The following is a 14,614-nucleotide window of genomic DNA, read 5'->3' on the forward strand; positions in this document are numbered from 1 at the left end:
TTTGCGTGCTGTTATTTTGCGTATTCGACTGCCCGGGTTTCCCGGATGACAGTCACTTTGATGTGACCCGGATAATCGAGTTCGCTTTCGATCCTTTTCCGGATATCCCTTGCGAGCCGGTGGGCGGTAATGTCGTCCACCTGATCCGGACGTACGATGATGCGAACTTCACGCCCTGCCTGGATGGCATAGGACTTCTCGACACCATCATAGTCTTCAGCGATTTCCTCGAGCTTTTCAAGACGGCGGATATAGTTCTCCAGCGTCTCGCTCCGCGCGCCCGGGCGTGCGGCCGACAGAGCGTCGGCTGCCGCCACGAGAATTGCGATCACCGAAGTCGGCTCGGTATCCCCGTGGTGGGACGCGATGCTGTTGATGACAACCGGATGCTCTTTGTACTTCGAGCCAAGTTCTACACCGATTTCGACGTGGCTGCCTTCCACCTCGTGGTCAATCGCTTTCCCGATATCATGCAGCAATCCGGCACGGCGTGCTAGCGCAATGTCGGAATCCTTGAATCCGAGCTCCGCTGCAAGCAGACCAGAAAGATAGGCCACTTCCTTTGAGTGCTTCAGGACGTTCTGGCCATAGCTTGTCCGGTATTTTAGCCGGCCGATGATCTTGATGAGATCCGGGTGGAGATTGTGGATTCCCAGATCGAATGTCGTCTGCTCGCCCGCTTCGCGGATCTGCTCGTCGACCTCTTTGCGGGATTTTTCCACCATCTCTTCGATGCGGGCCGGGTGGATCCGTCCATCCTGTACCAGCTTCTCCAATGCCAACCGTGCAATTTCGCGGCGGATCGGATCAAAGCCAGACAAGATAACCGCTTCCGGTGTGTCGTCGATAATGAGGTCAATGCCGGTTAGCGTTTCGAGAGTTCGGATATTCCGGCCCTCTCGTCCGATGATCCGGCCCTTCATCTCATCATTCGGCAGGTTGACCACCGATACTGTCGTTTCAGCCACGTGGTCGGCAGCAAAACGCTGCAGTGCCAGTGACAGAATCTCGCGGGCTTTTTTATCGGAGTCTTCTTTCGCCCGCAGTTCGGCTTCCCTGGTCATGACGGCGATATCCGTCGAAAGCTCAGTTTCCACTTCCGATAGGATCATCTGCCGTGCCTCGTCCCTGGTAAGTGCCGATACGCGTTCAAGCTCAGTCTGCTGTTCGCTCATGAGCTGTTCCGCTTTGCTCTCCATCTGTGCGATATGCTGTTGTCGTTCGGCCAAAGCGTCTTCCTTGCGCTCCAGACCCGCTTCACGTTTGTTCAGCGCATCCTCCTTGCGGTCAAGATTCTCTTCCTTCTGCAACAGCCGGCTCTCCTGCCGCTGAAGTTCCGCACGGCGTTCCCGGATTTCCGATTCGGCTTCTGTCCGTAGTTTGTGAGTTTCATCTTTCGCTTCAAGTAGCGCTTCTTTTTTCAGTGCCTCCGCTTCGCGCCTGCCGTCTTCCACGATGGATTCGGCAGACTGCTTCGCACCGGTCATTTTAGAATCGTTCACTTGTTTCAAGGCAAAATAGCCAACAACTGCACCGACGATGAGTCCGAGCAAAGCGGAGATGATCACTTCAACCATTGAGGTCACCTCCCCCTGCTTTCATTCGTCTGTTCAAACCTGTCCGGCGTCATGCCGGGCATTCATGCTGTTCATGCCGGTCTTGCATAAATTCTGTCATGATGGTCATTGGATAAATCTATCCATCTTCAATTGTACCGGCGGTTAAAAGCGCTGTCAAGGTCGGGCGAATGCTGTTTCAGGGCATTTCCCTTCCGGGGTGAAGTCCTTTTCCGCGATGGTGCTCTTCCCTATAAAAAACCGGCAGCGGGGCCGCAGTTCTTCAGAAAGAACGGGCGCCGCTGCCGGCAGGATCCGGTCGGAAACCGGACAGTTTCTTACTTTTCGTCATCCACGAGCAGGTCAAAGATTTCATCTTCGGACTCTTCTTCTTCAGGTGCAGCAATCTGAGGGCCGTTCAAGCCGTAGGCTTCACGGATCTTCCCTGCAATCTCTTTACGGATTTCAGGATGCTCCTTCAGGAACTGCTTGGAATTCTCGCGGCCCTGTCCAAGGCGTTCGCCATTGTATGAATACCAAGAACCGCTTTTCTGGATGACATCTTCTTCCGCGCCAAGGTCGATGATCTCCCCTTCACGGGAAATCCCCTCACCGTACATGATGTCAACTTCCGCTGTGCGGAACGGTGGAGCCACTTTGTTTTTGACGACCTTGATCCGGGTGCGGTTACCGACGAAGTCGTTGCCTTGCTTGATCGCTTCCGCACGGCGGACTTCAAGCCGGACAGAACTGTAGAATTTAAGCGCACGGCCACCCGGTGTGGTTTCCGGGTTACCGAACATGACGCCGACCTTTTCACGGATCTGGTTGATGAAGATCGCGATGGTCTTCGATTTATTGATCGCGCCGGAGAGTTTCCGGAGCGCCTGGGACATGAGGCGGGCCTGGAGGCCTACGTGGGCATCGCCCATCTCGCCTTCGATTTCCGCTTTCGGCACAAGCGCCGCAACGGAGTCAACGACAAGGATGTCGATCGCGCCGCTGCGTACGAGCGCTTCTGCGATTTCCAGTGCCTGTTCCCCCGTATCCGGCTGGGACAGAAGTAGTTCGTCAATGTTAACGCCCAGCTTTTGTGCATAGACCGGATCGAGAGCGTGTTCCGCGTCGATGAAGGCGGCCGTGCCTCCTGCCGCCTGTGCTTCCGCGATGGCGTGCAGGGCAACCGTCGTCTTACCGGAGCTTTCCGGTCCATAGATCTCGACAACCCGGCCCCGCGGGTACCCGCCTACGCCGAGTGCGGCGTCGAGTGTGAGCGAGCCGCTCGGGGATGTGGAAATCTCGCGGTCTGTCTGCTCGCCGAGTTTCATGATGGAACCCTTCCCGAATTGTTTCTCAATCTGTTTTAGTGCCATATCCAATGCAGCTTTGCGATCGCTCAAACTTGTTCCTCCTCATGGGTATATGCTGGTTTTCTTACTGTCTCTACTATACTCGGTTATTGAGAAAAACACAAGAAAAAAGCGAACATCCATTCGACTTTTATGCATGCCGTATTTTAAATTCAAGGCTTTAGAAAAGGCGGTTTTTCAATTTCAGCATCAGAAAAGGCGCCGAAATTGAAATTCGCGGCGCCTCATTTTTCTTTTTTATTCAGAGCGGGCAGACGTTTCGCTGATAATATTGATCAGCATATGCATTGCAGCTTTTACGGCTCGGATCCGATTTGTGTTGCGCATGCCGGATAGGAGAAGACGGCGTGTCCGGATACCTTCTCCGGAAGCGATGGCAATCCAGACGGTGCCGCCGGGCTTGCCGTCATGAGGGTCCGGTCCCGCTGCCCCGGTCAGCCCGACGCCGAAATCGGTGCCGAACTTCCCTCTTACTGCCACCGCCATTGCAGTGGCAGTCTCCTCACTGACTGCCCCCTTCTCCTCCAGAAGGGATTCCGGAAGTCCGAGCTGTTCTTGTTTTGCTTGTGCAGTATAAGTCACCACGCCACCCGCCAACGCGGCACTGATGCCGGGCTGTTCCGCAAGTTCCGACATAAACAGTCCGGCCGTCAGGCTTTCCGCGGCGGATATCGTCAGGCCGTTTCCGATCAGAAGGCTTGCCGCTTTCGACACGAGTGTCTCATCGTCATAGCCATACAGGTGCTTGCCTGCAATCTTGCGGATTTCAGTTTCAGAACCATCCAGCAGCTTCTCCGCTTCTTCCCGCGTTGCCGCTTTTGCGGTCGCCCTGATCGTCACTTCACCATCGGACGCGAGGGGTGCCAGTGTAGGGTTGGACTGGTTGTCCAGCAAGTCGGCCATCCGGTGTTCCAGTTCAGCCTCTCCGATTCCGTAAAAACGGAAAACTCTTGATGCGATCGGCCCCGAGAAGCCGGCAAGCCGGGCTAGAAGCGGTTTCGCCAGAACGGTGAACATCGGCTCCATTTCCTTGGGCGGTCCCGGCAGGAGAAGATAATGATGACCGTCCGCGGAAAACAGCATACCGGGAGCCATGCCATGGTGATTCTGCAGCACCGTTGACCCTTCGAGGATCAGTGCCTGTTTCTTGTTGTTCTCCGTCATCTCGCGCCCCATACGGTCGAACCAGGCCCGGATCGAGACGAGTGCTTCATCGTCATACACCAGTTGGGTTCCGGCATGGCGGGCAATGGTTTCTTTCGTCAGGTCATCTTTTGTCGGGCCGAGCCCCCCGGTGAAGATCAGCAGATCCGAGCGGGACTCGGCGATCCGGATGGCTTGGCCAAGCCGATCCGCGTTGTCACCGACCACAGTATGGTAATGAACACTGATTCCGATTTCGGCAAGGCCTGCCGAAATATGACGGGCATTCGTGTTACTGATCTGCCCAAGAAGCAATTCAGAACCGACAGCAATGATTTCCGCTTTCATGACGACTCCCCCTTACATGGATTCCAGCAGTACACGGCGGTTTTTATAGAAGTAATCTGCACCTGACCAAACCGTGAAGAAGAGTGCGATATATAGCATGATCGTGCCGAACGGGATGCCCACAGCTTCAAAGAAGACATTATGGAGCAGAAGGAAGATGGTGGCGATCAGCTGTGTGGTCGTCTTGATCTTCCCGAGCATATTCGCCGCCACGACTTCACCTCCGCCGGCAAGGATCAGGCGAAGTCCGGTCACCGCAAATTCGCGGCTGATGATGAGAATGACAACCCAAGATGGCGCAAAGCCCATTTCCACAAGGATGATGAGTGCCGACGAGACAAGAAGCTTGTCAGCCAGAGGGTCGAGGAATTTTCCCATATTCGTGACGAGGTTGTATTTGCGCGCAAGATGGCCGTCAAACCAGTCTGTCAGTGCAGCAATGATGAAGATTACTCCACCGATCAGATGCTCAATCGGGAGATCCACTCCGCCGGCGCTGATGGTGCCCATCCCGAAGTCGGCAAGCATGAAGAGGATAAACACCGGGATCAGCAGAATCCTGGCCACGGTGATTTTATTCGGTAAATTCATGTATGATTCCGCCTTTCAAAAAAAATAAGTCATCCCTGAAGATGACTATTGTACAGATCCAATCTGGATAATGATGTTCTGGGTCACCCGCTCCGCCCCGGGAATTGCATAGGTGAGCGGATTGCCGTTCACAGCGATTTCCACGCCAGGCACATAACCGATACGGAATCGGAGCCATTGGACCCCTTGTGCCTCAATTGTCTCTGTCTGTCCGGTTTCGAGGCTTTTGCTGAAGTACTGCTTACCGGTATTGTCTGTAACAGTAATCCAGGAACGCCCTTTCCCCGTAAGCGTTACGGTCGCCTTGTCAGTACCGGCGAGGTTATAGAAGGTGTTTTCCCCTTCCGACCTGTCAACCGCGAGAGTGGCCTTGGGTGCTTCCGGTTCTTCCGGCTGTTCGGCTTTTTCTGTTTCTTTTTCCGCCTCTTTTTCTGCCGGCTCCTCTTTATCCGCTTCCCCGTCTTCCGTTGGTGCGCCTTCTCCGTTTTCCTCAGGACCCACCTGCTGGACCTGCACCGTGCTCTCCGTCTCGGCAATTTCCTCAGCCGGTTCAGTGTTTGAAGCCTGGTTAGCCTTCAGGAACCAGACGATGCCGATTGCCACGACAATAAACAGCGCCAGAATGACTTTTGGCATCGCTTCGGCTGTTTTGCCGGCACGTCTCATGGAGGTCCGCCTCATTGCAGGGGCCGTCATGCCCGATGCTTCACTTGTCAGAGGCGGTTCCGGTGCTTCCGCCTTATACATGGCAAGCATTTCATCCGCGTCGAGGCCAACCGCCTCAGCATATTGCTTGATAAATGCCCGGACGTAGAATGTGCCGGGCATGATGCCGAACTTGCCTTCCTCGATGGCGGCAAGATAGCGTTTCTGTATCTTTGTAATTTCCTGTAAATCTTCAAGCGAGTAGCCTTTTTCCAGCCTCGCCTGTTTTAGCCGAGCGCCCAATTCGGACAACCGAAACACCTGCCTATCAAATATTGAATCCGAAATCCATCCCGCTCCGGCTCGACATCCTGTCGTTCTCTTCCAGCTTCTCATAGGTGATCTCTTCATCTTCGTCACGACGGATCTCAATGATGTAATCGAAGTCCTCCATCGTGTATTCGGAAAGACGCACGAACATATCGGGATGTTCCACTACTTTGATTGCCGGAAGGCGCATAATCTCGCGGACGAGCTGCATATGCCGTTCGTCCGACGCTTTCCGGGTTACAATCCCGTCCAGGATAAAGACATTATCCGGGGAGAATTCATCACCGGCAAGCTGGCTCCTGACAGTCTGCCGGAGCATCGTCGAAGAAAGGAAGATCCATTTCTTATTCGCGCTTACACTCGCCGCCACAACCGATTCCGTCTTGCCAACCCGCGGCATGCCGCGTACTCCGATCAGCTTGTGGCCCTCCTGTTTGAAGATCTCCGCCATGAAATCGACGAGGATGCCGAGCTCATCCCGCACGAAACGGAATGTCTTCTTATCATCTGCATCCCGCTGAATGTATCGGCCGTGACGGACGGCCAGGATATCGCGGAGCTTGGGATGACGCAGTTTCCTGACATTAATCATGTCCATCGTGGAAGCGATCAGCTCAAACCGTTCGATGGCATCATCATTTTCCGTCCGGAGCAGCATGCCCCTCCTGCCCTGGTCCACTCCGTTGATCGTCACGATATTGACGCGGAGCAGGCCGAGAAGTGAGGAAATTTCCCCCAGAAGCCCCGGCCGGTTTACTTCGATTTCATATTCCATGTACCATTCACTCAACTTGGGTCGCCTCCATCGGCGCCGGATGCGCAATGTAGTTCTATCATATCGGATTTGCCTATTGAAGAAAAGAGATAGCCGGGCGGTTTTCGCAACAAAAGGCGGCGGACCGGAGCCGGTTGCTCCAGTCTGCCGCCATCTTTCAGATATACCAGCCGCCATTGACCCGGATGATTTCCCCGGTGATGTACCTCGCCTGTTCTCCAAGCAGGAAATCTACGGCACCGGCCACATCCTCCGGAGAACCGGGACGCATCAGGGGAATTTCTCCGAAAGCCATCCGCCGCTCTTCTTCATCAAGGTGACTGTTCATTTCCGTTTCGATCCAACCTGGCGAGATCGCGTTCACAAGCAAATTGGAGGCGGCTGCTTCCTTGGCATATGCCTTGACGAATGCGTGGACCGCACCCTTGACAGCAGAATAGGCCACCTCGCCGGCAGCACCCGTGTCTCCCCAGATCGAACCGATCATGACCACATGGGAAACGGGATGGCGCCTGAGTTTTTCTGAAACCAGGCCGATATACCGCATAGGATTGGCAACATGCACACGCCAAAGTGCATCCAGGTCATCCATATCCGTATCCGACATCAGCTTGGCCATTCCCTGCCCGGTACAGGAGACAACCGCCTGAAGGCCGCCTGTAGCCGCGGCCAGGCGCTCTCCTCCGTCCGGAACGGCAAAGTCCGCCTGCACTGCCACGAATCTTTGGTCCGGAAATGCTTCTGTTAGCCGGCTCTGCAATGCCTCAGCCGGCTCACGGGAAGCGTTGTAATGAAGGTATAGCGACCACCCTGAGGCGGCAAGCCGTTCAGCGACAGCCGTACCGATGCCTCCGGATGCACCGAGTACAGCCGCAGTCCTGAGCGGGCTCACCCGCCATTCGCCGGAGGTTTTACGGTAAAGACGGTGCGCGCCTGCTCATCGGCAAGCGGAGCGAGAACTGTCTGGAGATCCTTAACTTCCAGCGCCTCCAACGCGGTTACGGTGTCAAACAGATTCATGCCGTTGAATGCATATCGGGTAAACTGATTGGCGATGTATTCGACAGAGTTCAAGGCGCGCATGAAGAAGCCGATCCTTCTCCTGCGCTGGCGTTCCAGGTCGTCCTGTCCAAATGGAAATTTATCTGATGCCCGCTGCAGCGTGTCATAGATTTTCCGGGTCAGCTCTTCAGGCTTGGCGCTATCTGAGCCGATCACCGAAAAGGCGAACCCTTCTTCGGCGGTGAAATCTGTGGAGAACGATTCATCGATCAGACCTTCCTCATACGCTTCTGTATAGAACTTCGAGGTTTTGCCGAACAGAAGGTCGATCAGAATCTGATAAGCCAGTTCCTCCTTCAGCCCCTGCAGCCCCTCTTCCGACAATGCCGGAAGTTTAATGCCGACGTGGACCTTCGGCTTGGAGACATCCATCTCCAAACTGCCTTCCTTCACTGCAGATTCCATCTTTTCCTGAGGGAACTGCCGGACGATGCGCTCAGGCTTGTCGAATGTCTTCGACGCCTGATTCTTGCGGATAAACTCCATCATTTCCTCGGGATCGACCGAACCGACGGCGAACAGGAGCATGTTGGATGGGTGGTAAAACGTATTGTAGCACTCGTACAGGTGATCCGCCGTGATCTCCGAAATCGATTCAACAGTTCCTGCAATGTCGATTTTCACAGGGTGCTCCTTGTACAGGTTTTCAATTGTACCGAAATAGGCCCGCCAGTCCGGAAGGTCATCATACATCGTAATTTCCTGGCCGATGATCCCTTTTTCCTTTTCAACGGTCTCCTCTGTGAAATAAGGTGCCTGCACAAAATCCAGGAGCAATTCCGTATTCGGATAAAGGTTGTCCGTAGCGGAAAACAGATAAGCGGTCCGTGTAAATGATGTAAAGGCATTTGCGGACGCCCCGTTCATCCCGAATTTCTGGAATACATCGCCGTCTTCCTTTTCGAACATTTTATGCTCGAGGAAATGCGCGATTCCGTCAGGGACGCGGACAACTTCATCTTTGCCGAGCGGGGTGAAGGTATTGTCGATGGAGCCGTACTTGGTCGTAAACGAAACGTAAGTCTTTGAAAAACCGGATTTCGGCAGTATGAAAACCTGCAGCCCATTTGGAAGGGTCTCGTGGTAGAGCTTTTCATTGACGCGGCTGTAATCAAGCATTTGCATCAGCAGATTCCTCCTTTCCGGAGAGCAGATAGACAAGTTGGCGTTCAATTTTTTCGGCCATTTTCCGGATATCCTCAGGCGTGACGGGTTCCCATTTTGCAATCCAGCCCTCCGGTGTGAATCCTCCCGGCAGATCCTTGTACTGGTCGAAAATCTCGATCTGGCCCCTGGAAGAATCCAGAGCTTCCCGGAGCTGATTGGCGAGCATTGCCTTTGTCTGGCTCAGCTCTTCATCAGAAATCTCGCCTGCCCTCATCGCCTCAAGCTGTTCGTCAATCAGTTTGGTGGCCTTGTCGGCAAGATCCGCGTCAATTCCGGCTGACACCGTGATCAATCCGTAGCGGGAAAGATAAGAACTCGCTGCATAGTAGGCCATGCTTTCCTTTTCCCGGACGTTCATGAACAGTTTTGAATGCGGGAAGCCGCCGAAGATGCCGTTCGCCAGCTGCATCTTCGGAAAATCTTCGGTGCCGAACAGAACAGGAGTGCTGAAGCCGATATGCAGCTTGCCCTGTTTCATGTTCTGCTTTTCGGACACCCGTCCTTCCTTGCCGTTTCCGCGTTCCGCTTTCTCAGGCAGCACGGCCGGAACCCTCCCCTCGAAATGGAACGCTTCCTTTAGCGCGGATGTGACAGCCTCTTCATCGACAGCTCCGACGACGTAGATTTCGATCTCATCTTCGTCGATCATCCTGCGATAGGCCGCCATTGTCTTTTCAGGCGTCAGCGCCTCAAGATGAGCCTCCTCTCCTGTGGCGCGTATGGATTCCGGGCCTTCCGGGCGCAGGAGCGTCAGCAGACGCTGCTGCGCAAAGCGTGTCTTATCGTCATACAGGGAGCGGACACGTTCAAGCACAGTCTGCTTTTCCCGCTCGAACACCTGTTGTTTGAATACACCATCCTGAAGATTCGGCCGGAGCACGGCATCCGCCAGAAGACGGATCGTCCAGTCCGTGATGTTTTCATCACGGATGAGCCGGTCATCCACACACTCGGCGTTAACCGACAGATAGTGGTAGCCCCCTCGTTTGCCGACATCTGTATAGTAAAGAGTTCCGTACATGGTCTCGAGTACCTGTCGGAGAACAGCGCGGCTCGGATAGGTTTCAGTACTATCTTCCAGTATGTTGGCCAGGACGGCCCTCTCTGAAGCCCCTTCTGAAGTCAGCGGCTGCTTGAAGCGAATCGAGAACGTTACCGTTTTAAACTGTTCGGTCCTGCGTACATACAGGCGGACGCCTTGTGTCAATCGAGTTTCCGTAAACATGGGACACCTCGTTTTCATTCAAATTTGTATCAAGTATTCACCAATTCCACTATACCCAACCCGGCGTAGGCATGGCAAACTTTGGAGAAGTACAAAAGCGCAAGCGCCCGTTCAGCAACGTACAAACTGGAACCCTTCGCAATGTGATAAAGGAAACACGGTGAGGAACGAACCGATGTTGACTTATCGCAATGGAGAAGGGTGAAGTTTGCTAGTTGTTGGGCGCTGGAGCTGGACGGATCAAAAGCGCAAGCGCCCGTTCAGCAACGTACAAACTGGAACCATTCGCAATGTGATCAAGGAAACACGGTGAGGGCCAAGCCTATGTTGACTGCTCGCAATGGATGACATCCATTGCGAGCAGTTGCTTTCCGTTCCGGCGCAGCTTTCCGCGGGGAAGGCTAAGAGCCGGCGCCAAAACGAAGGTTGGCGCCTGCGCCCATAAGCGAAGCGTTGGGCGGCAAAGTTCTTCCTGCGCCCTTAACGTAGTGGTGGACTGCACCTATTTGCAGGGTCTCTCCGCTCTTCTTTTCCACAGGAGTCCGCGCCTCCACGACAAGCAATCGTGCAAATCATGTTCGATTCAATTGTTCCTTTATATAGTTCTGTGCGCTGGAGCCGGACGTGGACGACATGGGAATAATCATTGTCCACAGCGTGAAGTTTTATAATTTCCTAAGCCAAAATAAAAAGCGGGCCCTTGAAGGACCCGCTCAACCGGATTACCGGCTGCCTTTGATATATGGTTTTCCGTTCGCTTTCGGACCGGTCGCTTTACCGATAAAGCCGGCAAGGGCGAGGATCGTGACTACATACGGAAGGGCATGGAGATAACCCGTCGGAATTTCCTTGATAAGCGGAATGCTCGGTCCGACGACCGCGAGTGCCTGCGCGAAGCCGAAGAAGATGGCAGCGCCCATCGCGCCGATCGGATGCCACTTGCCGAAGATCATTGCGGCAAGGGCCATGAAGCCCTGACCGTTGATTGTCGCATGTCCGAAATCCCGCGTCATTGTCTGGGAATAAATTGCCCCGCCGATTCCGGCCAGCGCTCCCGAAATAATGACTGCGATGTAGCGGATCTTGTTGACGTTCACACCCATCGTGTCAGCCGCCATCGGGTGTTCCCCGACCGCGCGGAGACGAAGCCCGAACGGAGTCTTGTAAATCACATACCAGGTAATGATCGCAGCCACAACCGCCAGGATGCTCGAGCCGTAGATGCCCTTGAAAAACAGCGGTCCGATCACCGGGATGTCTGACAGAAACGGCATGTCAAAGTTCGGGATCGCTTTCTTGATGAAGTCGGTCTGCCCCTTTTCAAAAATCATCTTTGTCAGGAAAAGGGCGATGGCGAGTCCGAGCATGTTGATGGCGACACCCGAGACGACCTGGTCGGCCCGGAATGAAATCGATGCGACCGCATGCAGGATTGCAAAGATACCTGATACGATCATTGCCGCGATCAGCGCGATCCACGGGGTCCATGACCCGAACGTATCAAAGAAGAACAGATTAAACAGGATGCCGATAAAAGCGCCCATGACCATGAGGCCTTCAAGTGCGATGTTGACGACACCCGAACGTTCAGAAAAGACTCCGCCCAGAGCCGTGAAAATCAGTGGCGCTGCATAGGCGATGGACACCGGCACCATGAAATAAAGGATATCGAGGAAGCCCATGTCACTTCTCCTCCTTTTTCTTGGAGATCTTGGTCAGGAAGAGACGGATTGCGTAACCGCAAGCCACGAAGAAAATGACGAGTGCGATGACGATCTGGACAACCTCTTCCGGAATCTGGGCGGCGTTCGGCATATTGAGCGCGCCGTATTTCAGCGAACCGAACAGGACCGCTCCGAAGATGACGCCCAGAGGCGTATTCGCTCCAAGGAGCGCAACCGCGATTCCGTCAAAGCCGATGCCGGTGAATCCGCCGCGCGTATACATATTGCCGAAGGTTCCGAGACCTTCCATTGCGCCGGCGAGACCGGCGAACGCGCCCGAAATGACCATCGACAAAATGATGTTCTTGCCGATTTTCATACCTGCATATTCGGAAGCATTCTCGTTGAAGCCGACCGCCTTCAGTTCGAAACCGGTCGTTGTTTTTTCAAGGATGAACCACATGACGGCCACCATCAGCAGCGCGACGATGATTCCGTAATGCAGCCGCGAGTAATCTGTCAGAGAGGAAAGGAACTCGGAACGCAGGGAAGCCGATTCCATGATCCTGTCGGTCTTGTCTCCTCCGCCTGACCATGTTTTTATAAGTGCGTTGACGACGTGCAGCGCGATGTAGTTCATCATGATCGTCACGATAACTTCGTGGATTTTCATCTTCGCTTTAAGAAGCCCCGGCAGGAATGCCCATAGCGCTCCTGCTGCAGCACCCGCCAGGATGGAGAGCGGCAGATGGATGAATTTTGGGAGGTCGAAGGCAGCACCCACATATACTGCTGCAAACCAGCCGACAATCAGCTGTCCCTCAACCCCGATATTGAAAAGGCCTGTGCGGAAAGCAAAGGCTACCGCAAGCCCGGCAAGAATATATGGTGTGATCTGGCGGATGGTCTCCCCGATGGCATACGAGTCACCGAAAATCCCTTGCCAAAGCGCGATATACCCCGCAACCGGATCATAGCCGCTGACCAGCATGACGATCGCTCCGACCAGCAGGCCGAGTATGACGGCGATGGCCGGCACGAGGAGATTGATCATTCTATTGGACATGATTGTTGACACCTTCTTCTGACTGCACGACAGCCGCTTCTTTCGAGTGACCGGCCATCAGCAGGCCAAGTTGCTGTTCATCCGTTTCCGATGGAAGCACAGTGTCAATAATCGACCCGTCATAAATGACCGCAATCCGGTCGGAAACGTTCATCACCTCATCCAGCTCGAACGAAATGAGGAGAACGGCCTTGCCGCTGTCCCTTTGCTCGATCAGCCTGCGGTGGATGAATTCTATAGCGCCCACATCAAGTCCACGGGTCGGCAATGCCGCAATCAGGAGATCGGGATTCCGCTCGACTTCACGGCCGATAATCGCTTTTTGCTGATTTCCGCCTGAAAGTGCGCGCGCCGGTTCGTGGGGTCCCTGAGTTCTGACGTCATATTGTGCAATGATTTCTTCAGCTTTTTTTTCAATCGCTGCGTAATCCATGATCCCTCCCTTGGAATACGGAGGCCGGTAATAAGTCTGGATCGCGATGTTGTGGCCGATCGGGAAATCAAGCACAAGTCCGTGCTTATGGCGGTCCTGAGGTATATGGCCGATGCCGCTCTTCGTAATTTCACGCGGTTTCCGGTTCGTGATGTCTTTACCGTTGATTATGATTTTGCCGGATTTGGATTTGCGCAGACCGGTAATCGCCTCGATCAGTTCGGACTGGCCGTTACCGTCAATTCCTGCGATGCCGACGATTTCACCCTTGCGGATGCTCAAGTTCAGGTTTTTGACCTTGGCAACTCCGCGTGCGTCCTCTACGGTAAGCCCGTTGATCTGCAGCACTTCATCAGTCGGGCTGGCCGGCCCTTTCTCGGTTTTGAATGTGACCTGTCGGCCGACCATCATCGATGCCAGTTGCTCGGGATCTGTCTGTGCAGTTTCAACCGTGCCGATTCCCTTACCCTTCCGGATGACTGTAACCCGGTCGGAGACGTCCATGATTTCCTGGAGCTTGTGAGTGATGAGAATGATCGATTTCCCTTCGGCGATCAGCTTTTTCATGATCCCGATAAGTTCGCTGATCTCTTGCGGGGTCAGTGAAGCTGTCGGCTCATCGAAGATCAGGATATCCGCTCCCCGGTATAGGGTCTTCAGGATTTCCACGCGTTGCTGCATACCGACGGAAATGTCCTCGATCTTGGCATTCGGATCGACATTAAGCCCGTATTGCCTGGAAAGTTCCGCGACTTTCTTGGAAGCGCTGGAAATGTTCACACTGCCGTTTTTTGTCGGTTCATTGCCGAGGATGATGTTTTCGGTGACCGTAAAATTTTCGACCAGCATAAAGTGCTGGTGGACCATGCCGATTCCGAGATTGTTCGCGACGTTCGGATCGGTGATGTCGACCTTTTTGCCGCGCACCCGGATTTCTCCTCCCTCCGGCTGGTAGAGGCCGAAGAGAACGTTCATAAGCGTGGATTTCCCGGCGCCATTCTCACCGAGAAGGGCATGGATCTCCCCTTTTTTGAGTTGCAGGGTGATATTATCATTAGCTACGAAATTGCCGAACTCCTTGCGGATGTTGAGCATTTCGATCACGTATTCCAATGGTTTCACTCCTTTGTCTTAAACCTGACTATCACCTGTAAACTGATACAGGAAAGACTTCCTGAGCAGGAAATCTTTCATCTACCATTTACAAAATGGCTGTTACATAAGGAAACATGAAGGCCG

The 14,614-nt window shown here is 53.9% G+C and carries 12 protein-coding genes; all 12 read right to left on the bottom strand.

What is annotated here, in order from left to right:
* Positions 1–11: 11 nt before the first annotated feature.
* Entirely contained in the window at positions 12–1,577 is a 1,566-nt protein-coding gene (gene rny, locus BMX91_RS00795) for a ribonuclease Y (protein ID WP_092048857.1), read from the bottom strand.
* Between the two features lie 317 nt (positions 1,578–1,894).
* Positions 1,895–2,956 carry a recombinase RecA gene (recA, locus tag BMX91_RS00800; RefSeq protein ID WP_092048859.1) on the bottom strand — a complete coding sequence of 354 codons (1,062 nt, stop codon included), beginning with the start codon at positions 2,954–2,956 and terminating at the stop codon, positions 1,895–1,897.
* Positions 2,957–3,163: 207 nt separating this feature from the next.
* Positions 3,164–4,417 carry a competence/damage-inducible protein A gene (locus BMX91_RS00805; RefSeq protein ID WP_092048861.1) on the bottom strand — a complete coding sequence of 418 codons (1,254 nt, stop codon included), beginning with the start codon at positions 4,415–4,417 and terminating at the stop codon, positions 3,164–3,166.
* A 12-nt stretch (positions 4,418–4,429) separates the two neighbouring features.
* Positions 4,430–5,008, bottom strand: a complete 579-nt coding sequence (gene pgsA, locus BMX91_RS00810) for a CDP-diacylglycerol--glycerol-3-phosphate 3-phosphatidyltransferase (protein ID WP_092048863.1) — start codon at positions 5,006–5,008, stop codon at positions 4,430–4,432.
* Positions 5,009–5,053: 45 nt separating this feature from the next.
* Positions 5,054–5,965, bottom strand: coding sequence for a helix-turn-helix domain-containing protein (locus tag BMX91_RS00815; RefSeq protein ID WP_177168215.1), 912 nt, complete (start codon positions 5,963–5,965; stop codon positions 5,054–5,056).
* Positions 5,966–5,981: 16 nt separating this feature from the next.
* Entirely contained in the window at positions 5,982–6,773 is a 792-nt protein-coding gene (locus BMX91_RS00820) for a DUF3388 domain-containing protein (RefSeq protein ID WP_092048868.1), read from the bottom strand.
* Between the two features lie 142 nt (positions 6,774–6,915).
* Positions 6,916–7,650, bottom strand: coding sequence for an elongation factor P 5-aminopentanone reductase (ymfI, locus tag BMX91_RS00825; RefSeq protein WP_092048871.1), 735 nt, complete (start codon positions 7,648–7,650; stop codon positions 6,916–6,918).
* Positions 7,647–8,945: an EF-P 5-aminopentanol modification-associated protein YfmH gene (gene yfmH, locus BMX91_RS00830; protein ID WP_092048873.1), complete on the bottom strand. Its 1,299-nt coding sequence runs from the start codon at positions 8,943–8,945 to the stop codon at positions 7,647–7,649. The genes ymfI and yfmH overlap by 4 nt, the downstream gene beginning before the upstream one ends.
* Entirely contained in the window at positions 8,932–10,212 is a 1,281-nt protein-coding gene (gene yfmF, locus BMX91_RS00835; RefSeq protein WP_092048877.1) for an EF-P 5-aminopentanol modification-associated protein YfmF, read from the bottom strand. Before yfmF ends, yfmH begins: the two co-directional genes overlap by 14 nt.
* A gap of 722 nt (positions 10,213–10,934) precedes the next feature.
* Positions 10,935–11,894, bottom strand: a complete 960-nt coding sequence (locus tag BMX91_RS00840; RefSeq protein ID WP_092048879.1) for an ABC transporter permease — start codon at positions 11,892–11,894, stop codon at positions 10,935–10,937.
* Position 11,895: 1 nt separating this feature from the next.
* The gene (locus tag BMX91_RS00845; protein ID WP_092048881.1) at positions 11,896–12,942 is read right to left on the bottom strand and encodes an ABC transporter permease; all 1,047 of its coding nucleotides are present in this window, start codon (positions 12,940–12,942) and stop codon (positions 11,896–11,898) included.
* Positions 12,932–14,488 carry an ABC transporter ATP-binding protein gene (locus tag BMX91_RS00850; RefSeq protein WP_092048883.1) on the bottom strand — a complete coding sequence of 519 codons (1,557 nt, stop codon included), beginning with the start codon at positions 14,486–14,488 and terminating at the stop codon, positions 12,932–12,934. The genes BMX91_RS00845 and BMX91_RS00850 overlap by 11 nt, the downstream gene beginning before the upstream one ends.
* Positions 14,489–14,614 lie beyond the last annotated feature (126 nt).

The organism is Bhargavaea ginsengi, from assembly GCF_900109165.1.
Classification (GTDB): Bacteria; Bacillota; Bacilli; order Bacillales_A; family Planococcaceae; genus Bhargavaea; species Bhargavaea ginsengi.